Below are 21819 nucleotides of genomic sequence, written 5' to 3'. Positions count from 1 at the left end.
GACGTGTCCGACACCAGCAACCGCCCTGTTCTCGTCGTCGACTTCGGCGCCCAGTACGCGCAGCTGATCGCCCGTCGCGTGCGCGAGGCGCAGGTCTACTCCGAGGTGGTCCCGCACACCGCGACGGTGAGCGAGATCCTCGACCGCAACCCCCTGGCCATCGTTCTGTCCGGTGGCCCGTCGAGCGTCTACGAAGAGGGCGCGCCGCAGGTCGACCCGAAGCTGTTCGAGACCGGCGTGCCGGTCTTCGGCATCTGCTACGGCTTCCAGGCCATGGCGCGCGCACTCGGCGGCGCAGTCGAACAGACCGGCACCCGCGAGTACGGCCGCACCGAGCTCGGTGTCACCGGAGCGGGTGGTTCGCTGCACGAGGAGCTCCCCGGTAGCCACCCGGTGTGGATGAGCCACGGCGACGCCGTCACCAAGGCGCCGGACGGCTTCACGGTCACCGCGACCAGCGAGGGCGCCCCGGTCGCCGCGTTCGAGGACACCGAACGCCGCTTCGCCGGTGTGCAGTACCACCCGGAGGTGCACCACTCGCCGCACGGCCAGGAGGTGCTGCGCCGGTTCCTGCACGACATCGCTGGCATCCGTCCGCAGTGGACGACGTCGTCCATCGTGGACGAGCAGGTCGCGCGGATCCGCGAGCAGATCGGTGAGGGCAAGGCGATCTGCGCGCTGTCCGGCGGCGTCGACTCCGCCGTGGCCGCGGCGCTCGTCCAGCGGGCCATCGGTGACCGCCTCACCTGCGTCTTCGTCGACCACGGCCTGCTGCGCGCCGGTGAGCGCGCCCAGGTCGAGCGCGACTACGTGGCCGCGACCGGCGTCAACCTGATCACGGTCGACGCCCGCGAACGCTTCCTCAACGCTCTGGCCGGCGTCACGGACCCGGAGGAGAAGCGCAAGATCATCGGCCGCGAGTTCATCCGCGTGTTCGAGCAGGCCGAGCGCGACCTCAAGGCCGAGGGCGACTACCGCTTCCTGGTGCAGGGCACGCTCTACCCGGACGTCGTCGAGTCCGGCGGCGGCACGGGCACCGCGAACATCAAGTCGCACCACAACGTCGGCGGCCTGCCGGACGACCTGCAGTTCGAGCTGGTCGAGCCGCTGCGCGCGCTGTTCAAGGACGAGGTGCGCCGCGTCGGCACCGAGCTGGGCCTGCCGGAGACGATCGTGCAGCGCCAGCCGTTCCCCGGTCCCGGCCTCGGCATCCGGATCATCGGCGAGGTCACCCAGGACCGCCTCGACACGCTGCGCCAGGCCGACGCCATCGCGCGCGAGGAGCTCACCGCCGCGGGCCTCGACCGGCAGATCTGGCAGTGCCCGGTCGTGCTGCTCGCGGACGTCCGCAGCGTCGGCGTCCAGGGTGACGGCCGCACGTACGGCCACCCGATCGTGCTGCGCCCGGTGTCGTCCGAGGACGCGATGACCGCGGACTGGACGCGTCTGCCGTACGAGGTGCTGGAGCGGATCTCGACCCGGATCACCAACGAGGTGGCCGAGGTCAACCGCGTCGTGCTGGACGTGACCTCGAAGCCCCCAGGCACCATCGAATGGGAGTGAACGGTGAAGGGAACCTTCATCCACCACGTCAGGTGGATGAAGGTTCCCTTCACCGTCGACTAGCGCGACTTGCGGCGTAGCGAGTTGGTCAGCAGGACCAGGCCGACCACGATGGCCGTTCCTCCCAGCGCCCACCTGAAGTCGAACCAGAACATCCCGTTGGTCAGCACGTAGGCCGCCATCAGCCCGCCACCGATCCCGAAGAGCAGGCTCAGCGGGTCGATCCTCCTGCGCATCACCGGCTGCTGATCAGTCACGGAGCACCTTCACCTCTCCGACGTTCGTCAGAACGTCCAGGTCGATCTTCAACCCGCCCTCGCCGTTGTCACCGAGGTCGGTGCCCTCCACCTGCACGCTGCCGCCCTCCGCCTTCTTGCCGAGGCAGTTGAGCTCGCCGATGGACGAGGCCTCGCACCGGAACGTCACGTCGGCGTTCTTCGGCACGTGCACGGTCAGTTCGCCGAGATCCGCGTCCACCGCGGTCTTCACCGAGCCGGAGTCGGGCAGCTGGCGCAGGTCGAGATTGACGCTGCCGACACCGATCTCGTACCTGTCCTGAACCTCGGCGACGGTCTTCGGCGTCGGTTCGATGTTGCCCAGGTTGGTGGGGCCGTCGAAGCCGACCGCCGTCATACCGAAGCCCGCCACCGACAACGGGATCAGCAGCCAGATCAGGCCGCGACCCGCGTCGACGAACGACCCGATCACCAGACCGGCCGCCACGACCGCGATCAGCAGGCCGATGACGTGCGGAACCGTGAACCACGGCGCGAAGCTCCAGGCGATCGCCGATCCGGCGATCACGAGAGTCGCCACACCCAGCGTCGCCAGTCCGACGCGTGGCTTGCGCGGCCGCGGTGCCGGCGGCTGCGGTGCGGGAGCCGGTTCCGGCAGGTCCCAGGCGAACGGGGCGGCGCCGAGCGGGTCCCAGGCCGGCGCTCCCGGCACCGGCGGAACGGCAGGGGGTTCGGCGAGCGTGGCAGGCGCCAGGTGCCCGCGGTTCTTCTGCAGCAGGTAGATGCACGCGACCGACGCGGCCAGCGTGACGAAGACCTGGAACCCGCCGCTGCCGAACGTGAACGCGAGCGCGGGGAACATCAGGATCCCCAGCCCCACCGTCTGCGCCTGCGACATCGAGCTGTGGCCCTTGTTGACCAGGGCTTCCAGCGGCGCGACCTCGTCGCCCTCCTCCGGCAGCAGCAACCAGCCCGCCAGGTACATCGGCAGCCCGACACCGCCCGACAACGCGAGGGCGACGAACGCGATCCGCACGATCACCGGGTCGATCTGGTACCGCAAGGCGATCCCGGTGGCGACGCCGCCGAGCTTGCGCCCAGCGCGGGGCCGCACCGGCCGGTGGGCCCAGAACTCCCTGAGCGTGTCCGCCACGCCCTGCACTGCCTTCTCAGTCCCGCTCACGACGACAAGGTTGCTACCCCAGGCCCTCGCACCACATCAGGGACCAGCCCTGATTCAAGGAACCGGGGTGAACCCTGATGAACAACCCGCCGCGACGTGTGACGATCGGATGGTGAGTGCACGGATTGAGCCGATGCGCCGTCGACGCACCGGCCGGGTGGTCGCGGGCGTCGCGAGCGGACTGGCGGACCACCTCGGCGCACCCGTCTTCTGGGTGCGCGCGGTCTTCGCCGTGTTCGCCGCGCTGAGCGGGGTCGGGATCATCGCCTACGCGCTGCTCTGGATGTTCGTCCCGCAGTCGACGGTGGCGGAACCGGAGACCGACAAGGACCGCAAGGAGTGGCAGCAGGCCGTCGGCCTCGCCGCTCTGGGCATCGGCGTCGCGGTGTTCACCGGGCTGATCGGCACCGGGGCGAGCGGGTGGATCACCGGTCCGATCGCCGTGGCACTCGTGGGCGCCGCGGTCGTGTGGCGCGAGGCGGACGAGGCACAGCGACGGCGCTGGAAGGACGGCGCGCTGGCGCAGGGGAAGACGGGGATCGTGCGGACGGTGGCGGGAGGTGCGCTGGTGCTGGCGGGCGTCGCGGCGTTCCTCGTCGCGAACGACTCGGTCCAGAACCTCTCGACCGTCGTGCTCTCCGTGCTCGCCACGTTGATCGGTGTCGCGGTGCTGACGGTGCCGTTGTGGATGCGGCTGGTGCGCGACCTGGACGCGGAACGCCGTGCGCGCATCCGGACCGACGAACGCGCCGAGATCGCCGCGCACCTGCACGACTCCGTGCTGCAAACGCTTGCGCTCATCCAGAAGCAGTCCGAGTCGCCGCGTGAGGTGAAGCGCCTGGCCCGCAGCCAGGAACGCGAGCTGCGCAGCTGGCTCTACGGCCGTGAGGTGGGCGAGCAGCCGACGACGATGAGCGTCGCCATCGCCCAGACGTGCGCGGAGGTGGAGGACGACTTCGCGATCGCCGTGTCCCAGGTCGTGGTCGGTGACTGCGAGCTGGAGGACGGGATGTTCGCGTTGATCCAGGCGTCGAAGGAGGCGATGGTCAACGCCGCCAAGCACGCCGGGGTCGGCGAGGTCAGCGTGTACGCCGAGATCGAACCGGACAAGGTGACGGTGTTCGTGCGCGACCGCGGCAAGGGCTTCGACCCGGACGCGGTGCCGGAGGACCGGCATGGCCTGTCGGGCAGCATCCGGGGGAGGATGGACCGGCACGGCGGACAGGTGCGTCTGCGCACCGCGCCCGGCGAGGGGACCGAGGTGCAGCTCGAGATGCCGAGGAAGACGGAGGCCAGGACGTGAGCGTGAGGGTGTTCCTGGTGGACGACCACGCGTTGTTCCGCGCGGGGGTGCGGGCCGAGCTCGACACCATCACCGACGAGATCGAGGTGGTCGGCGAGGCGGGCAGTGTCGGCGAGGCGGTGACGGGTATCGCGCACCACAAGCCGGACGTGGTGCTGCTCGACGTGCACATGCCCGACGGCGGCGGTGCGGAGGTGCTGCGGCAGATCCGGACCAAGATCCCCGAGGTCACGTTCCTCGCGCTGTCGGTGTCCGACGCGGCGGAGGACGTCATCAACGTCATCCGCGCCGGTGCCCGCGGCTACGTCACCAAGACGATCTCCAGCCAGGAGCTGGTCAAGGCGGTCGTGCGGGTCAGCGAGGGCGACGCGGTGTTCTCACCGAGGCTCGCCGGGTTCGTGCTCGACGCGTTCGCCGACCGGCCGGGCGCCGCGCCGATCAGCGACCCCGAGCTCGACCTGCTGACCCCTCGCGAACGGGACGTCCTGCGGCTGCTCGCGCGTGGCTACGCTTACAAGGAGATCGCGTCCGAGCTGTTCATCAGCGTGAAGACGGTGGAGACGCACGTGTCGAGCGTCCTGCGGAAGACCCAGCTCTCCAACCGGTACGAGCTCTCCCGCTGGGCCACTGATCGCAGGCTGGTCTGAGGGATTTGATCAAAAAGGTCGCTCGCGGCGCGACCGAGGTGCTCGCGCCGTGGGTCTGGGTGATCTTGCTGCCGTTCGCGGTGGCCGCGGCTTCCGAGAGTGTGTGGAAGACCCTGCTGTGGGGGTTCGTGGTGGCTCTGACGGCGTCTGTCATCCCGATGGCAGTCATCGTCCGTGGCGCCCGCAAGGGCCGGTGGGACGGCCACCACGTGACGAACCGTGAAGGCAGGCTCGTTCCGCTGCTCACGGCCGGTGCCTCGCTGGCGGCCGGTACGGTGATCATGGTTCTGGGCGGGGCGCCGTCGAGCATGCTCGCCCTCGCGGGCAGCATGTTCGCCTCGCTGATCGTCAGCATGGCGATCACGTTCGGGCTGAAGTGGAAGATCTCGCTGCACGCCGCGGTGGCGTGGGCCGCCGTCGTGACGCTGGCGATCGTCCACGGCCCTTGGCTGCTGCTGATCGCGCTCCCGGCCGCGCTGGTGGCGTGGTCGCGCGTCGAGCTGGGTGATCACACGACGGCGCAGGTGCTGGCGGGCACTGCGATGGGCGTGGTCGTGGGTGGCGGCAGCTTCTGGCTGCTGCTCATATCTCTTTGAGGCCGGAGATCTTCATCTGGCCGTCGACGGCGGCGACCGAGACCTCGACGGTGATGTTCCGCTGCTTGCCCAGGTCCGTGACCAGGGCGAGGTCAACGGTGACGACCCAGTCGGGGCCGTTCGAGTGGACCGGTCTGCCCTGCGTCTGGAGGCACCTGACCGAGGTGTAGCCCTTCCAGCGCTTCAGGAAGTCGGTCTGCGGCTCCCGCGCGCGGTCCGCGAAGTGCGACCACGCCGCGACGGGGTTGGCCGGCAGGTCGGCGTAGTGCTGCAGCACGAACGCGAGGGCTTCCTCCGCCGTGAAGTAGCGCGGCTTCTCACTGGCGGGGAAGGAGCTCTGGTAGGGCGGGGTGTAGGTGTTGTTCCTCGTACCGCTCCAGTAGGCGGCCGCCGCGCCACCACCGACCGCGAGCAGCGCGATGACCGAGAGGATCACCAGGATCCGGCGGTTCGGTGGCTTGAGCTTCCGCGGTGCCGGCACGGGCAGCGGCTGGGACGGCTGCGGTTCGGCGGCCAGCAGGTCCGCCGCCTCCTGCGCGGTGGGCCGGTCGTTGGTGTTCACGGCCAGCAGCCGGTTCAGCAGGGGCGTGAGCTCGCCCGCGTTCTTGGCGTCGCGCAGCTGCCCGCTGGCGGCGCGGTAGATGAGCCCGAAGCTGTTGTCGCTGGGCCCGAAGACCGACTCGCCCTCGATGGCCGTGTAGATCGTGGCGCCGAGCGAGAACACGTCGGACGCCTCGTCGGGCTGCTCGCCGCGCGCCACCTCGGGTGCCAGGTAGGCAGGGGTGCCCGAGATCATGCCGGTCTCGGTCAGCGTGCCGTCGGCGCTGGACTTGGCGATGCCGAAGTCGGTGATCTTGACCGTGCCGTCGTGCCCGATCAGGACGTTGCCGGGCTTGATGTCGCGGTGGACGATCCCCGCCGCGTGCGCGGCAGCCAGCGCGGAGGCGACCTTGGCCCCGATGCTCGCCGCCTGGGCCGGTTTCATCGGCCCCCGCTCGGCGATGAGCGCCGACAGGCTGAGCGACGGCAGGTACTCCATGACGATCCACGGCTCTTCGCCGTCGCTGGCGACGACGTCGAACACGGCGATCGCGTGCGGGTGATGCAGCCGGGCCGCGTTGCGCGCCTCGCGCATCGCCCGCTGGTGGTCTCCCGTGACGAGCTGCTTGACCGCGACCTCGCGGGCCAGCACCTCGTCGCGTGCCCGCCAGACCACCCCCATGGCTCCGCTGCCGATGCGCTCGAGCAGCGTGTAGCGGCCGCCGATGGTGGTTGTCACACCACGAGAGTAATCAATCACCGAGACGGACATGCACGGTTTCCCGCTCGCCACCATCCCGGCGCCGGTCCTGCAGCTCATCGGTCAGTGGCGGCGCGTCGCCGAGTGTGGGCTGATCCGCACCTGGTCGAGATCTTCTCTCGGGACCACGGTCTGGACGGTGAGGACTTCGGCGACGTTCCCGAGCCGGAGGCGACTGCCGAGTGAGCGCGAGGAAGAACGATCCGGTCGCGGGGCACCAGCCGTCAACGGCGAGTGGCAGATCCGATTCGCCAACGACGACGCCGCGAAGGGGGTGGCAGGACCTGGAGAACGGTGCGGCGAACAATCCGCGCCGGCCTGGGTCGCGATGCGAACCGACCCCTGACCTGTTGTGCCGACCAGTCGGCATGAGCAGCTCAAAGGCAGGTATTCCACCGAGGCCTGCGGCGGGCGGCGTCCTGCCGCAGTAGCAGATCCGAAGTCACGGGTGGGGACCGCGTCTGGTATCCGCTCGACGTCGACAAGCGCACGGTGTGGGTCGACTACGCCGGTGCGTACCCCAAGGCGACCGAGTAGCCAGTGGTTTCGTCGTCGCTGCCCACAACAACGAAGATCATTCCTGGTGGTCTCCGGTGACGAGCTGCCTCGTGCCGAACCTCGTCCCGCGCCCGTCAGACCATCTCTTGGGATGTGACAGAAAGAGTGATGCCGGCAGGCAGCCGCGCTTCGATCATGAAGATCGCGCTCTGATGGCTGCCAACTGCACAGTTGGCAGCAGTTGGGGTGATCGACGTTTGCGTCAGCATTTCGCTACCGCCATCTCGGCAGCGACGTGCATGAGAACGCGACCATCCGGGCTTTCGGTGATGAGCACCAGACCGCCCAGCCCCTACCCCGACTCAACGGAGCACAACCAAGCCGCGACGCTCTACTAGTCGATCGTCGACACGAGCTTCTGCAGCTCACGGTCGAAGTCGATCCACAGGTCCTCCTCGCCCGGCTGGACGACGTCGTAGGACCTGTCCAGGAACGCCGCCACGTCTTCGGCGACCGCGCTGAGGATGGCGAACCCGGTCGGCGCGTTCAGCTCGACCAGGACGCGCTCCGGGTCGTCGGACGCGGGCCGGACCAGGATGTCGCCCTCACCGGACGGGGTCAGCAGACCGTCGGCCAGCAGGTCGCGGGCGAACATCCACTCGACGCGGCCGGAGCCCGTGTGGAACACGACGGCGACCGCGTACGGGTCCTCCGGGTCGTAGACGAGCTCGGCCTCGACCGGCGCGGGAGCCGCGCCGGGGGCCAGCAGTTGAAAAGTCGTCCGGGTGGTGACCTTCAGGTTTTCGTTGTTCATGTCGATGTCCTTCCCAGGCTGGTCTCCATGTCCGCTCACAAAGAGGAGACGGCCAACCGGCGGGATAAGGACGCGATTCGTTTCGGAACCATCCAATTGGGGGAGACGCGCGTCTCACCGTTCAGCGTTTCACCAGGTCGCGTGTCTCGTTTGGTGAGACGTTCTGACCTGCCGGGACGGGCTGCCTGCGGGTCAGGGCGACGCCCAGCAGCACCACGAGCATGCCCGCGACGACCCTCGCGTTGAGCTGCTCTCCGAGGAAGATCGCTCCGAGGAGTACCGAAACAACGGGCAACAGGTAACCGACCGTGGTCGCGGTGGTAGCGCCCTCGTCCGCGATGACGCGGTAGTTGAGGATGAACGCCGCGCCGGTGCCGAAGACGCCCAGGATCATCACCGCGACGATGCCGAGCCAGTGCAGGTGCAGCGGCTGCAGGCCCCCGAACGGCAGCGCGAGGATCAGCATCCCCATCGCGGTGGTCAGCTGCATGGCGGCCAGCTGGGTGGAGGTCGCCCCGGTGTTGATCAGCTTGCGGCCGGCGTAGGAGTAGCCGACGGCGTAGCTCGCGGCGCCGAGGAGGCACAGCACGGCGCCCCAGCTCGCGATGCTGTTGGCCGACTGCCACGGCGCGAAGATCAGCAGCACGCCCGCGAAGCCGGTGCCGAGACCGAGCATGCGGACCAGGTTGCCGATCTTCTCCGTGCCCAGCGCCAGCCCGATCGCCAGCGCGAACAGCGGCGTCGTCGAGTTGAGCACGCCGGACACGCCGGAGTCGACGGTCTGGCCGCCGATCGCGAACAGCGTGAACGGGATCGCGCTGCCGAACAGCGCGACGACGAGCATGTGAGCCCAGATCCGGCGGTCGCGGGGCAGCGTCATCTTGGCCGTGGCGAGCACGACGAACAGCACGACCGCCCCGAAGAACGTCCGCACGAGCGAGATCTGCAGGGGAGCGAGGCTCCCGAGCGCGAGCTTCATCCACAGGAAGCTGGATCCCCACAGCAGGGCGAGCACGCCCATCCTGATCAACGTTCCGCGTTGGTTCACACGTCAACGATGCGTGCTGCAACCCGTAAATACAATTTAATTGTTGTGGAGAACCTTTAAGCGCAGCTGTAAGGTTGAGCGATGCTGGACGTGCGACGCATGCAGGTGCTCAGGGCGGTCGTGACCACGGGTTCCATCACGGCGGCCGCGACGAATCTCGGCTACACCCCGTCCGCCGTCTCGCAGCAGGTTGCGGGCCTCGAGAAGCAGGCAGGACTACCGCTGCTGGAGCGCGTGGGCCGCGGCGTCCGCCCGACCGCCGCCGGCCGCCTGCTGACCGAACACGCCGCGCGCGTGGCCGAGCAGCTCGCCGAGGCCGAGAGCGCGCTGACGGCGTTGCGTCAGGGCTGCGCGGGCATTCTGCGCGTCCGCTACTTCGCCACGGCCGGCGCTGCCCTGGTGCCGCCCGCGGTGGCCCAGTTTCTCGCCGAACGTTCCGGCGTCGAGCTCGACCTGAAGCTCACCGAGCCCAACGACCCGTTCGAGGAGCTGGCCGCCGGCCGCGCCGACGTCGCGATCACCGTGCTGGAGCCGGACGCGCCGGCCCCGGAGGGCGTGGTCGCGCGGCACCTGCTCGCCGACCCGTTCTTCGCCGTCCTGCCCCGCGGCCACGCGCTGTCCCGCAAGCGCGTGATCGACCTGGGCGAGCTGGCCGACGAGCCGTGGATCTTCGCGGACTTCGGCGCCACGGGGCCCTGCAAGGACCTGGTCGCGAACGCGTGCGCGGGTGCAGGGTTCGCGCCGAAGGTCGTCGTGGAAAGCGACGACTACGCGACGGCCCAGGGATTCGTGGCCGCCGGACTCGGCGTCACGATCATTCCGCGGCTCGGCCTGGGATCCGCGCATCCGGGCGTTGTCCTGCGCAAGCTCCGCAATCCCGAGCCGGTGCGGCACATCCACGTCGTCTACCGCGAGGAGGCCGCCTGGAATCCCGCCGTGCTGGCACTGGCTGAAGCGCTGGAGAAGGCGGCCAGGGCCTCCTGACCTGCGCTCAGGCGCTGCCGAACGGCTTGTCGTAGCTCAGCAGGAAGTTCGGCGACCGCCATTCCAGCGACACCTGCCGCTGCATCGACGACTTCGTCCCGTCCTTCTTCGTGACCTCCAGGCTGACCACGAAGTAGTAGGTCTGCCGCTCCTCGATGCTGGTGACCTTGGCCTGCTTGATGCCGCCCCAGAAGGACTTGAACCCGTCGAGGCCGCCGGGGTACTGACCCTGGAAGGAGGCGTTGCCCATCTGCCACGCCTCGTCCGGCTTGGTGGTCGCCGCCTGGAAGTAGTCCTCCAGCAGGCTCTTCTTGTCGTCGTCGGTCGGCGTGTCGGTCCACTGACCGGCCTTGCCTGACGACTTGGACGGCGTCGACGGCTTCGTGCTGTCCTGCGTCTGCTGGATCTGGGTGTTGCCGCCCGCGCTGTTGTCCCTGCCGCCGTTGTCCTTGTTGTTCGAGATCATGCTCGCGAACATGATGCCGATCGCCGCGGCGGCCACGATGGCGAGCGCGGTGAAGACCGTCGACTTCTTGCTCTTCGCCACCGACGACAGCGGCGACGGCTTGGGACGCTGCGAATACTGCGGTGCGGCGGCCGGACGGTGGTTCGACGGCGGCTGCTGCGTCGGCACGGCGCGCGGAGGCGTGTGCAGGTCGACGCGAGTGGCCGCGGGAGGCGACGGCTGCTGGGGCGGGAGCGCCCGCGTGGCGGCCTGCTGCTGCGGCTGCTGCTGGACGGGGGCGCCGCGCCACGACGGCGGGTGCGTGGGCGCGACCACCGCGGGCGTGAAGGCGGGGGCGGCCTGGCCGTTCGCGACGGCGGCGAGCGCGTCGCGGGCCTCGGCCATGGTCGGGCGGTCTTCCGGCTCCGCACGCAGCAGGCGCATCAGCAGCGCGGTCAGCGGGCCCGCGTTGCGCGGCGGGTTGACCTTGCCGGAGGCGACCTTGTGCAGCAGCGCGATGGTGTTCTCGCTCAGGCCGAACGGCGGTTCGCCCTCGATCGCGGCGTACAGCGTCGAACCCAGGGAGAAGACGTCGGACGGCGAGCCCGGGTCGTAGCCCTTGGCGACCTCGGGAGCGAGGTAGGCGGGCGTGCCGGCGAGCATGCCCGTGGCGGTGACGGTGACGTCCCCGGTCGCACGGGAGATGCCGAAGTCGGTGATCTTGACGGTGCCGTCGTCACCGAGCAGGACGTTGCCTGGCTTGATGTCGCGGTGCACGATGCCCGCGTTGTGCGCGGCGGCGAGAGCGGAGGCGACCTGCATGCCGATCGACGCCACATCGCGCGGCGGGAGCGTGCCGCGTTCGGACAGGACCGCCGAGAGGCTCTTGGACGGCAGGTACTCCATCACCAGCCACGGCTGGCCGTCGTCTTCCGCCACGTCGTAGACAGCGACGGCGTGCGGGTGCTGAAGCCGGGCCGCGATGCGGCCCTCTCGCATGGCCCGTCTCTTCGCCTCGTCCGTGTCGGCCTCGGCGAGTCCGGGCTGCAAGAGCAGTTGCTTGACCGCGACGGTGCGGTGCAGGCGTTCGTCGTGTGCCGTCCAGACGACGCCCATGGCGCCACTACCGATGCGCTGGCTCAATCGGTAGCGACCAGCGACCAATCGGCCATCGTCGGTCACAGTTGCTCCCCGCTGTGCGGTCACTTGCTCTCTGTTCAACGGCTGATCACACCATCGGGTTCAGATCACTCCGACGGTGCGGGTACCCACCTTACGAGACTTCTACGACGTAACGGCGCTTAGGTCGTTTGCTTGACCGCCGTTGTCGTGGTGATCGTCGTCGTGCTGGACGGCGGCGGCGTGGTGGTCGTTGTGGTGGTCGTAGTCGTTGTTGTGGTGGTCGTAGTTGTAGTCGTCGTAGTGCTAGACGTCGTTTCGCGCGTGGTCGTTGCCTCGGGCGTGGTCGTCGTCACTTCGGGAGTGGTGGTCGTCGTCGGCACCACCTGGGACGACGAGACCGGCGGCGCCGACGGCGTCTCGCGGTCCTTGTTGAACACACCCAGCGCGACCAGCAGACCACCGATGACCAGCAACAACGCCAGCACGACAGCGGCGATCACGAGCGGCCGGTTGTCCTGCTGCCTGCCTGCGGGAACCATCGGCGGCGCGGTCCGCGGCGGCGCGGTGCGAGCCACCGGACGAACGACGCGGGTCCTGTCGGGCTCCACGACCGTCGTCGCTTCGGGACCGGTCGGCACCGGCAGGCCGGTGAACGACGGCGACCGCCCGTTGGCGACCGCCATGAGCAGCTCACGCGCCTGCGACATCGTGGGCCGGTCGGCCGGCTCGTAGTTCAGCAGGTACAGCAGCGCGTCGGCGAGCGGGTGGTCGACGGTCGGCGGGTTGATCCGCCCGGCCGCGACGGCGTGCAGAACACCGAGAGTGTTGTCGCTCACTCCGTAGGGCGGCTCGCCCTCCATCGCGGCGAACAGCGTCGAACCGAGCGAGTAGACGTCGGACGCCGGCGTCGGGTCCTGGCCCCGCGCGATCTCCGGCGCGAGGTAGGCGGGAGTGCCCGCGATCAGGCCGGTCTTGGTGACGGTGATGTCGTCCGACGCGCGCGAGATGCCGAAGTCGGTGATCTTGACGACACCGTTCTCGGCGATCAGCACGTTGCCGGGCTTGATGTCGCGGTGCACGATGCCGGCCGCGTGGGCGGCGGCGAGCGCGGCCGCGCACTGGGCTCCGATGTGGGCGACCTCGACCGGGTCCATCGGCCCGCCCTCGGCCAGCGCGTCGGCGAGGCTATAGGACGGCAGGTACTCCATGACCAGGCACGGAACGCCGTCTTCCTCGACGACGTCGTACACGGCGATGGCGTTCGGGTGGTGCAGCTTCGCGGCGATGCGGCCCTCGCGCATGGCGCGCTGGATGGCCTCGTCCTGCTCGGCCTCGTCGAGGCCGGGGGCCAGCAGCAGCTGCTTGACCGCCACCTCGCGGCCGAGGCGTTCGTCGTGGGCGCGCCAGACGATGCCCATCGCGCCGGAGCCGATGCGGTCGAGGAAGCGGTAGCGGTCGGCGACCAGGCGGCCGTCGGTGGCGTCGGACGTCGTCACGCGACCACCCGGCCGGTGCAGGACAGCGTGACTGCGGCTGCGGCAGCAGGTCCCACGCTCGTGCTCCTCGTGCGGTAGTCAGCGGTCGTCCGGAATTGCCCGCACAGGGTACCCCTGCCGTGGACGGTTGCTGCAGCTACCGGTTGTGCCTCACTTCGCCGGAGCGAAGAAGTCGAAACCGCCCACCGTGCTGCCGACGGTGCTCAGCACCGGGTCGAGAATGCCGAGGTTCACGCTGACGTCGACCGGGTTGGACGGCGTGGGCAGCGGGTTCGACGTGCTGGGCGCGGTGCTGTTGCTCGGCTTGGTCGAGGACGAGCTCGGCGGCGGCTTGGGCGAGTCGCTCGACGGCGTCGTGCTCGGCTGGCTGGGAGTGGTCGACGGCGTGGACGACGAAGGCGTGCTGGCCGTCGGCGTCTCGGAGGTCGGCTGCTGCGTCGGCTGCTGGGTCTGCTGCTGAGTCTGCTGCGTGGGGCGCTGCTGGGTCTGCTGCTGTTGCTGCTGGACGTACGGGGCGACGCGCGTCGTCGGGCTCGTCGTCGGGTCGCTCTGCTGGGTCTCGGTGGTGTCTTCCTGCTGCGTCTTGTTCGACGGCAGCTTCACGACACCCTCGGTGCCGGCGCTGGCGCCACGGGCCTGGGCGCGCTCGTCGAACCGGACCTCGGCGAGCGGGCGCTCGTCGGTCGGGGACAGCCACGAGGAGGCGGCGAAGGCGACGGAGCCGCAGAGGACCACGCCACCACTGGCCGCGACGGCCAGCTTGCCGACGGTGAAGCCGCCGCGCTGCGTGTCGTCCGCGCGACCCTCACGGCGCAGCAGCTCCGTGATGTGCAGCTCCTTCATGGGCTGCTTCTTGGGCTTGCTGCCGGGTGCCTTGACCGACTTGAACTTGACAGTCGGCTCGTCGGGCTCGTCGAACATCTCGGGGGTGATGTCGTCGGTGATCACCGGGAACTGCACGGTCTCCGCCTCGCGGCGGGCGATCAGCTCGGCGACGGACAGCTGGCCGGTCGACTCAGCCGAACCGTTCAGCCGCCGACGATGGTCCTCAATCGACACCGCTCGTTCACCCTTCCAAGTTCGCGTCTGCGCACTGGCGGGAACATGGATACCGAATCGTGACCCGAGATGTAACCCCTTCGGGGGAATTTTCACGTCGTGAACTAGGTTTTCGCGACGAGCGGTCACCGTTCGACTGCGAACGGCGATACCCAATTGGGTGCGGCCTAACTCCGTTGGGCCGAAAGGACCTCGGTGCCGATGATCCGCGGCTGGGTCGTGTCGGTCAGCCGGAAGAGCTGTTCGACGCGCAGCCAGCTGCCGTCGAGCTCCTGCATCGACACCACCGCGAGCACCGATCCGTCCGGCCGGACCGACATCTGGTCGACGTTGACGGTCTTGATGAGCCCCCAGGACTCGACGAACTCCTTCGGGTTGCTCCCGACCAGGTCCGGTGACAGCAGCTTGGCCGCCGAGCTGGGCTTGGTGGTGAGCAGCTCGTAGAACCGGCGCACCACGTCGACCTGCGGCTGAGGGCCTACCGAGACCTCCGGCGTGGTCGGTTCCGGCGTCTCGAGCAGCAACTCTGGCGGCTGCGGCAGCGGGGCGTCGGCGGCGGTCCGCTGCGGCTTGTTCTCGTTCGGCAGCTGTGCCGACAGGACGTCGGGGCGCAACGCGCTCGCGCCGGACAGCGCGACAGGACGCTCGGTGATCGGGATGCCGGTGTTCGCCGGGCGCTTGCCCGCGAGGATCGCCGCGCCCGCGACAGCGGAGACCAGCACGATCGCGCCGGTCAGCAGCCCTGCGGCCTTGGCGACGCGGCTCCTGCGGATGCGGCGGCGCCGGCGGGAGACGACCGGGATCGTGGCCGTGGTCACCGTCATGTTGTCGGTCGGGCCGAGCAGCGAGGCGACGAGAGCGTCGGTGGCGGCTTCCTCGTTCGACGGGATGCGGATCGGGCTCGCCTGCTGCTTGATCAGCTCAGCCACGCTGATCGAGCCGGCGCGGGTGTGTCTCCGCCCGGTCGGCGCGGGACGCTGCACTGGCCTGGTCCTCCCGTACTGTCCGTGGTCACCAGAAGACGTACCGTGGCTACGCGTGACGACGCCAGCATCTCGGTGGACTTCATCCGACCGTGGCGTTCAGCGGTGCTCGGGATTCGCTCGATGGTGCTACTTACTACGGTCGGTAACTCGCGACGTGACCTTTAGCCACTTCAGCCGCCGAGCTTCAACCGTTCACCGTTGATCAAGGGGAGGTCGCCGGGCGTGAAGCTCAGCTCGCGCTTCTCAGTGCTGACCGAGCCGTCCTTCTTCGTCACCTGCAGCAGACTGACGGTGAGGCCCTTGCTCGGGTCGACGACGATCTCCTTCACCTCGATCAGCGAGATGTCGGCGAGCCTTCCCTCCAGCAACGCACCGGCGTTCGAGCGCACGGTGTCCGTGGTCATGGCGAGCGCGGTGTCGGCGTTCGTCGCCATCTCGTGGTAGAAGTGCTCGGTCTGCTGGGTGATCTTGGAACCGTCGACGACAGGCGCGTTGGTGACCGGCACGGTGGTGATCACGGGCACCGACCCGGACGGCTTGGTGTCGGTGGCCGACCGCTCGCTGCCGCCCGGCGCACCGCTGGACCCGGTGCCGGGCACGCGAGCGCCCCTGCCGGTGTTCGCGGCTGTGGTCTTCACGCTGGTGACCGACGGGCTGGTGCCACCGGTGGGCAGCGTGGAGATCAGCGGTACGTCCGACGGGTAACCGGGCAGGCCGATCGTCTCGACCTCACCACCGCCGCCGACGAGCTTGGCCGCGGCGACGCTCAACCCGACCAGCACGAGCACCGACGAGATGACGGCGAACCAGGCCGCGCGCTTCCACGTGCGCGGCGGGGTGACCGAGGCGGGCACCAGGCCGATGTTGAACTTGCGCAGGCCGTCCGTGTCCTGCAGCGGGTCGATCTGGCGGCCGCGGGGCAGTGGGATGCGGTCGCCTCCGACGGCGGGACGCGGTGGTGGCGCGGCACCGTCGTCGAGACGATGTTTGCCCGGCTGTTCGTCCATCCCCGACACCCCTCTGCGACGGAATCAGGGTAGGGCCGTACGGACGCACCGAACCAACCAAAAGGACGATTTCAGGACGAGTGACACTCGATTGTGTGAAATTCCTATCGCGGAGGCAGTTGGGCTTGACCGCTGTTCAGCTGCTTGTGCGTCCGCTGCACGCCGTTGATGGCCGCGAGACCGCTGCCGCCGGCGATCAGTGCACCGATCACGTCGGCGGGGGTTGAGTCGCCACCCGTGATGAGCAGGCCGATCGCCGCACCGGCGGTGGTCAGGACCGCGGTCTTCCAGCGGCTGCGCACGAACTGCGCGACGGGCGCTCCGGCGAGGCCCTTCCTGTTCGCGGCCGAACCGAGCATGGCCAGGTAAGCGTCGTGCGCCAAGGCGGCGAGCAGGCCTGCGATGGCGATCAGTACGGCGATGATGCCCATGCGTCCAGTGTGCCTCCGAATTTTTCCGGTGGACCATCCGTGATCGCCCTGATATCCGGTTCGGGTGGACATGTTCTGGCACGACGACTGCCTCGAGCACGACGCCGGCGAGGGCCTGTGGGAGCTGCCCGGCTCGTGGCCGTGGCTGGACGTCGCCGAGCCGCACCCGGAGAACGCGGCACGGCTGCGCACGTTCCGGCACGCGCTGACGCACGGCCCGGTGGCTTCGCACCTGAGGTGGCACGAGGGACGCCATGCGTCCGTTGACGAGCTTCTGCGCGTGCACTCGGCTTCGTACTTGGACTCGTTGCGCGTGTCTGAGCGTGTGGCGCTGGAAGTGAACACGGTCGTGGGGCCGGAGACGTGGCGTGCGGCGTGCGCGGCGGCGGGCACTTCGTTGGCGGCACTGGAATCCGGCGCACCGCTCGCGTACGCGCTCGTCCGTCCGCCGGGACACCACGCACAGCCGGGCATGGCGGACGGCTACTGCTTCGTGAACAACGCGGCGCTGGTGGCGGAAACCGCGCGGCGCCAAGGGATGCGGGTCGCGGTGCTGGACTGGGACGTGCACCACGGCAACGGCACGCAGGAGGTCTTCTACGACCGTCCGGACGTGCTGACCATCTCCGTGCACATGCGGCACGGCTCGTGGGGCACCAACCACCCGCAAACCGGTGCGCCGTCGGAGGTGGGCGCTGACGGGCGGAACGTGAACATCGAGCTGTCACTGGGCGCCGGCGACACGGCGTACTTGCGCGCGTTGGACGAGATCGCCTTCCCGCTGCTGCGCGAGTTCGCACCGGATCTGCTGGTGTGCGCGTCCGGGTTCGACGGGTCGGCGTTCGACCCCAATGGCCGGCACAACCTGACGGCCGCCGGCTATCGCGAGATCGGGCGCCGGGTGGCGTCGTTCGGGCCACGCGTGGTGCTCACCCAGGAGGGCGGCTACCTGCGCGGGTACTCGGCGCTCTGCCTGCACTCGCTGGTGGAGGGCCTGCTGCGGCTGCCGGAACCGTTGCTCGAAGACCCGCTGGCCTACGTGCCGGACGACTCCCAGCTCGTGGACGCGGACTTCGACCGCGTTCGCGCGGCCCTGAAGCCTTTTTGGCCCGGCGTGCTGTGACGCCGGGCCGGGGGCTTCCTACCTGCCGAGCGGGCCGCGGCCCATCTTCAGCAGGATGAGCGCGAGGTCCTTGCCCTCGGGACCGAGCGGCTTGTAGCGGTTGAGGACGTCGATCTCGCGGTTGTGCACGATCTTCGTCCCACCGGCGGCCATCCGCGCCGCGCCGATGATCTTGGACACCTCGACGCGGCGCTGGATGAGCCGCAGTATCTCGGCGTCCAGGTGGTCGATCTCCTGGCGCAGCTCGTTGATGTCGGGTGCGGTGGTGGTGCTGTCCATCGTTGGTGACCTCTCGACTCTTCGAGTCCTGGTCCGGAAGCGAACGAAGCCCCGGAATCCGAGGACTCCGGGGCTTCGTGGTGGCTTGTCGAGCGCTAGACGACCACGGGAGCCGGAGTCCGGATCCCGTAGAAAAACTCGAAGAACGTCGCGCGCACGGATGCAGTGTTGCACAGAACCGCTCGTCGCCGCCAAGCCCGCGGGTGAGAGGGCTCACCAGGTGGGAAGTCGCAGCGCGGGATTCCGTGAGAACAGGTGTCGACTGCTGACGGTCCGCACGTACACCCTGATGGACCACAACGACAGCATCGACATCTACGCGGACACGGGCGGACACAACGCCCATGTCGGCCAGCCGCACCAGGTGAGTTCTCCGCTCTGATCGAACACATGGTCGGGCGGTACCTGATTTGTCGGTGCCGCCCGGTACCGTGGATGGACGATGAGCGCCTTGTTCGACTTGCCCTCAAGTCCCCCCGTTTCCCGCGCGGGCCACCTGCTCGACGACCTGAACCCCGCGCAGCGCCGTGCCGTGGAGCACGCCGGTTCGCCCCTGCTCGTGGTGGCGGGCGCCGGCTCCGGCAAGACGCGCGTCCTCACCAGGCGGATCGCCTACCTGCTCGCGGAACGCGACGTGCACCCCGGCCAGATCATGGCCATCACGTTCACGAACAAGGCCGCCGCGGAGATGAAGGAGCGCGTCGCCGACATGGTGGGCGCCCGCGCCCGCTCGATGTGGGTGTCGACGTTCCACTCGATGTGCGTGCGGGTCATGCGCCGCGAGGCCAAGACCCTCGGCATGTCGTCGAACTTCTCGATCTACGACAGCGACGACACGCGCAGGCTCATCACCCTCGTCGCCCGTGATCTCGACCTCGACCCGAAGAAGTACGCGGCCCGCACCCTCGCCGTGCACATCTCGAACCTCAAGAACGAGCTCGTCGACCCGGAGACCGCCACCGCCCAGGCCACCAACGACCTGGAACGCCGCGTGGCCGAGGTCTACACGGTCTACCAGCGCCGCCTGGGCGAGTCGAACTCGCTCGACTTTGACGACCTCATCATGCGGACCGTCGAGCTCCTCCAGACCTTCCCGGACGTGGCAGAGCACTACCGCCGCCGCTTCCGCCACGTCCTGGTCGACGAGTACCAGGACACCAACCACGCTCAGTACACCCTCGTGCGCGAGCTGGTGGGCAGGGCGGGCGGCGAGATCCCCCCGGCCGAACTGTGCGTGGTGGGCGACGCCGACCAGTCCATCTACGCCTTCCGAGGCGCCACGATCCGCAACATCGTGGAGTTCGAGCGCGACTACCCGGACGCCACCACGATCCTGCTGGAGCAGAACTACCGCTCCACCCAGAACATCCTGACCGCGGCCAACGCGGTGATCTCCCGCAACCCCAACCGCCGCGACAAGACCCTCTGGTCCGACCTCGGCGAGGGCGAGAAGATCGTCGGCTACGTGGCCGACAACGAACACGACGAAGCGGCCTTCGTGGCCAACGAGATCGACCGCCTGGTCGACGGCGGCGACGTCAACAACTCCGAGATCGCCGTCTTCTACCGCACCAACAACCAGTCGCGCGTCTTCGAGGAAATCTTCATCCGCCTGGGCCTCCCGTACCGGGTGGTGGGCGGCGTCCGCTTCTACGAGCGCCGAGAAGTCCGCGACGCCCTGGCCTACCTCCGCACCCTGGCCAACCCCGAAGACACGGTCTCCCTCCGCCGAATCCTCAACGTGCCGAAACGAGGCATCGGCGACCGAGCGGAAGCCTGCGTGGCCGCCCACGCCGAACGCGAACGCATCAGCTTCGCCGCCGCCCTCCGCGAGGCCGTGGAAGACCGCGTCCCGATGCTGAACCCGCGCTCCCGCAACGCCATCGCGGGCTTCGTCGAACTGATGGACCAACTCGGCGAGATGGTCGAACGCGAAGACGACGTGGCCGGCATCCTCGAAGCGGTTCTGGAAAAGACCGGCTACCGAGCCGAGTTGGAAGCCAGCGAGGACCCCCAGGACCACACCAGGATCGAAAACCTCAACGAGCTGGTCACGGTAGCCCGCGAGTTCACCGAACTGGAGCTACCGGAAGGCGCCGACCCGGTCCCCTCCCTCCCGGCCTTCCTGGAACGCGTCTCCCTGGTGGCCGACGCCGACTCGATCCCGGACGCCGAGTCCGACGGCGTGGTCACCCTGATGACCATCCACACGGCCAAGGGCCTCGAATACCCGGTCGTCTTCAGCACGGGCTGGGAAGACGGCGTCTTCCCGCACATGCGAGCCCTCGGCGACCCAGCCGAACTGGCAGAAGAACGCCGCCTGGCCTACGTGGGCATCACCCGGGCCCAACGCCGCCTCTACCTCTCCAGGGCTCTGGTCCGCTCGGCCTGGGGCCAACCTTCAGCCAACCCGGCCTCCCGCTTCCTGGGCGAAATCCCCCAAGACCTGATCGACTGGCGCCGAGTAGAACCCTCCCGCTCGGCCCCCGCAGCCGCCACAACCTGGGGCCGCTCAGCCTCCTCAGGCGGCGGCATAGCCTCCCGAGGCCTGTCCCGCCCAGCCCCAGGCAAGCCGGGCTGGAAAGACGCCCCAGCCCTGAAACTGGAAGTGGGCGACCGCGTAACCCACGACAAGTACGGCCTGGGCCGCGTGGTGGCAGTGGACGGCGCGGGTCTGCGAGCCACCGCGACGATCGACTTCGGCGGCTCGGGCACAGTCCGCCTGATGCTGATCGGCAGCGTCCCGATGACCAAGCTCTGACCAGACGTCTCGCGAGGCCGAAGGCGAGGCAACGCGAAGGCGGAGCCGAGCGGTCTTGGCATACGGGGCTGGCTCCGGCCCGGCTCGTGGACGGGACCCACCCCACCCGGAACCGCAACCACCCACGCAACCGCGAGCCGCCCAAACCACGAAACCGGCACCCGCCGACGCAACAGGCGGACGACCCACCCAACCGACGCGAACCCCAAGACGCCCCTGACCAGCAACTTCCCCCCAAGAACAGAAATTTCACAGAAAGTCTGAAAACCGGCGCAACGGCCAGCCACCTCGTACGTCTATGTGGGTGTCGCAAGCAGCACAGCCAAGGAACGTTCGGGGCGGTCCAAGGCAAGGGGAGCAGCCTGCCGACAAGGGGAGCGAAGTGACGGCGGGGGCCTGACTTCGCGGCGAGATGTGGCCGGACCGAACGGGAGAGCGGTCCGGCCACACAAAATCCACCCCAGTTGCCTCACAAAAATCCACGCAGCAGAAGCCCAGCTCAGGCCCAGTGGAAGCCCAGTACGAGACCCCAGCGGAAGCCCCAGCCGGCCCGCAGCCCCAAAAATTGTCAGACCCGGAGAGCATCATCATCCGCGTGAGGACCACCACCCGCGGGAGCGCTCTCGATGGATCACGTACTGGCCCAGCTGCTGCACGAACGGGTGTTCGCATCCCTGGCCAAGCTGGAGTCCCCGGAAACGGCAAGACTGATCGCCGCCTGGCGCACCCTGCTGACCCAGCACGCGCCAACCGACTCCGGAGCCTGCAAAGCCTGCGGCCCGAGATGGCGAAAACACATGTGCTCGGTCTGGCGAGTGGCAACGACGTACTTCATCCGCCATGACCGCCCATGCACGTCCCCGTGAAGGCCACGACAGCGTCGCTGGAACCCCACTAGAGCAACGCTTGAGCCTCCCGAGGCCCCTGAGGCGCCCCTA

The 21819-nt window shown here is 68.9% G+C and carries 18 protein-coding genes and 1 pseudogene; 7 read left to right on the top strand and 12 right to left on the bottom strand.

Annotated features, from left to right (window positions below; all coding sequences use genetic code 11):
• Window positions 1–3 precede the first annotated feature (3 nt).
• Window positions 4–1563 (top strand): glutamine-hydrolyzing GMP synthase, encoded by a 1560-nt coding sequence (gene guaA / locus JOD27_RS17205; protein WP_204763231.1) that lies wholly within the window; start codon window positions 4–6, stop codon window positions 1561–1563.
• Between the two features lie 59 nt (window positions 1564–1622).
• On the opposite strand, the gene JOD27_RS17200 is transcribed toward guaA, so the two are convergent.
• Both JOD27_RS17200 and JOD27_RS17195 read right to left on the bottom strand, forming a co-directional pair.
• Window positions 1623–1820, bottom strand: a complete 198-nt coding sequence (locus JOD27_RS17200) for a hypothetical protein (protein WP_204763395.1) — start codon at window positions 1818–1820, stop codon at window positions 1623–1625.
• A complete protein-coding gene (locus tag JOD27_RS17195) occupies window positions 1813–2982 on the bottom strand; it encodes a PspC domain-containing protein (RefSeq protein ID WP_307830173.1) in 1170 nt (389 codons plus the stop codon). The genes JOD27_RS17200 and JOD27_RS17195 overlap by 8 nt, the downstream gene beginning before the upstream one ends.
• Before the next feature lie 133 nt (window positions 2983–3115).
• Here JOD27_RS17195 and JOD27_RS17190 point away from each other — a divergent pair, with 133 nt between their 5' ends.
• The 3 genes from JOD27_RS17190 to JOD27_RS17180 are packed head-to-tail and all read left to right on the top strand — an operon-like array spanning window position 3116 to window position 5528.
• The gene (locus tag JOD27_RS17190; protein WP_372441704.1) at window positions 3116–4285 is read left to right on the top strand and encodes an ATP-binding protein; all 1170 of its coding nucleotides are present in this window, start codon (window positions 3116–3118) and stop codon (window positions 4283–4285) included.
• Complete coding sequence (locus JOD27_RS17185) at window positions 4282–4932, top strand: response regulator (RefSeq protein WP_204763229.1); 651 nt, start codon at window positions 4282–4284, stop codon at window positions 4930–4932. Before JOD27_RS17190 ends, JOD27_RS17185 begins: the two co-directional genes overlap by 4 nt.
• Window positions 4933–4937: 5 nt before the next feature.
• Window positions 4938–5528, top strand: coding sequence for a hypothetical protein (locus JOD27_RS17180; RefSeq protein WP_239567177.1), 591 nt, complete (start codon window positions 4938–4940; stop codon window positions 5526–5528).
• Here JOD27_RS17180 and JOD27_RS17175 read toward each other — a convergent pair.
• The 3 genes from JOD27_RS17175 to JOD27_RS17165 all read right to left on the bottom strand — a co-directional run bounded on the left by JOD27_RS17175 (window position 5515) and on the right by JOD27_RS17165 (window position 9188).
• Window positions 5515–6807, bottom strand: a complete 1293-nt coding sequence (locus JOD27_RS17175; RefSeq protein ID WP_307830172.1) for a serine/threonine-protein kinase — start codon at window positions 6805–6807, stop codon at window positions 5515–5517. The genes JOD27_RS17180 and JOD27_RS17175 overlap by 14 nt on opposite strands.
• Window positions 6808–7720: 913 nt before the next feature.
• Window positions 7721–8140: an SsgA family sporulation/cell division regulator gene (locus JOD27_RS17170; RefSeq protein WP_204763227.1), complete on the bottom strand. Its 420-nt coding sequence runs from the start codon at window positions 8138–8140 to the stop codon at window positions 7721–7723.
• Between the two features lie 121 nt (window positions 8141–8261).
• Entirely contained in the window at window positions 8262–9188 is a 927-nt protein-coding gene (locus JOD27_RS17165; RefSeq protein ID WP_307830171.1) for a DMT family transporter, read from the bottom strand.
• Window positions 9189–9269: 81 nt separating this feature from the next.
• Between JOD27_RS17165 and JOD27_RS17160 the strand changes: the two genes are divergently transcribed.
• Complete coding sequence (locus JOD27_RS17160) at window positions 9270–10172, top strand: LysR family transcriptional regulator (protein WP_204763226.1); 903 nt, start codon at window positions 9270–9272, stop codon at window positions 10170–10172.
• A gap of 7 nt (window positions 10173–10179) precedes the next feature.
• Here JOD27_RS17160 and JOD27_RS17155 read toward each other — a convergent pair whose 3' ends face one another.
• The 6 genes from JOD27_RS17155 to JOD27_RS17130 all read right to left on the bottom strand — a co-directional run bounded on the left by JOD27_RS17155 (window position 10180) and on the right by JOD27_RS17130 (window position 16718).
• Complete coding sequence (locus tag JOD27_RS17155; protein WP_239567176.1) at window positions 10180–11733, bottom strand: serine/threonine-protein kinase; 1554 nt, start codon at window positions 11731–11733, stop codon at window positions 10180–10182.
• Between the two features lie 185 nt (window positions 11734–11918).
• Entirely contained in the window at window positions 11919–13235 is a 1317-nt protein-coding gene (locus tag JOD27_RS17150) for a serine/threonine-protein kinase (protein WP_307830169.1), read from the bottom strand.
• A 150-nt stretch (window positions 13236–13385) separates the two neighbouring features.
• Window positions 13386–14294: a hypothetical protein gene (locus tag JOD27_RS17145; protein WP_204763225.1), complete on the bottom strand. Its 909-nt coding sequence runs from the start codon at window positions 14292–14294 to the stop codon at window positions 13386–13388.
• A 167-nt stretch (window positions 14295–14461) separates the two neighbouring features.
• Window positions 14462–15277 (bottom strand): hypothetical protein, encoded by an 816-nt coding sequence (locus tag JOD27_RS17140; protein ID WP_204763224.1) that lies wholly within the window; start codon window positions 15275–15277, stop codon window positions 14462–14464.
• A gap of 173 nt (window positions 15278–15450) precedes the next feature.
• Window positions 15451–16287, bottom strand: coding sequence for a hypothetical protein (locus JOD27_RS17135; protein ID WP_204763223.1), 837 nt, complete (start codon window positions 16285–16287; stop codon window positions 15451–15453).
• Window positions 16288–16391: 104 nt separating this feature from the next.
• Window positions 16392–16718, bottom strand: coding sequence for a hypothetical protein (locus JOD27_RS17130; protein ID WP_204763222.1), 327 nt, complete (start codon window positions 16716–16718; stop codon window positions 16392–16394).
• A 70-nt stretch (window positions 16719–16788) separates the two neighbouring features.
• Here JOD27_RS17130 and JOD27_RS17125 point away from each other — a divergent pair, with 70 nt between their 5' ends.
• A complete protein-coding gene (locus JOD27_RS17125) occupies window positions 16789–17841 on the top strand; it encodes an arginase family protein (protein ID WP_204763382.1) in 1053 nt (350 codons plus the stop codon).
• A gap of 18 nt (window positions 17842–17859) precedes the next feature.
• Here JOD27_RS17125 and JOD27_RS47165 read toward each other — a convergent pair.
• A pseudogene (locus tag JOD27_RS47165) lies at window positions 17860–18132 on the bottom strand (chorismate mutase); the annotation flags it as partial.
• Between the two features lie 430 nt (window positions 18133–18562).
• Here JOD27_RS47165 and pcrA point away from each other — a divergent pair.
• Window positions 18563–20881 carry a DNA helicase PcrA gene (pcrA, locus tag JOD27_RS17115; RefSeq protein ID WP_204763220.1) on the top strand — a complete coding sequence of 773 codons (2319 nt, stop codon included), beginning with the start codon at window positions 18563–18565 and terminating at the stop codon, window positions 20879–20881.
• Window positions 20882–21819 lie beyond the last annotated feature (938 nt).

Origin of the sequence: Lentzea nigeriaca (assembly GCF_016907955.1) — a bacterium.
Taxonomy (GTDB): Bacteria; Actinomycetota; Actinomycetes; order Mycobacteriales; family Pseudonocardiaceae; genus Lentzea; species Lentzea nigeriaca.
The sequence above is the reverse complement of the archived record's forward strand: the minus strand, read 5'-3'. Positions and strand labels throughout refer to the sequence as shown.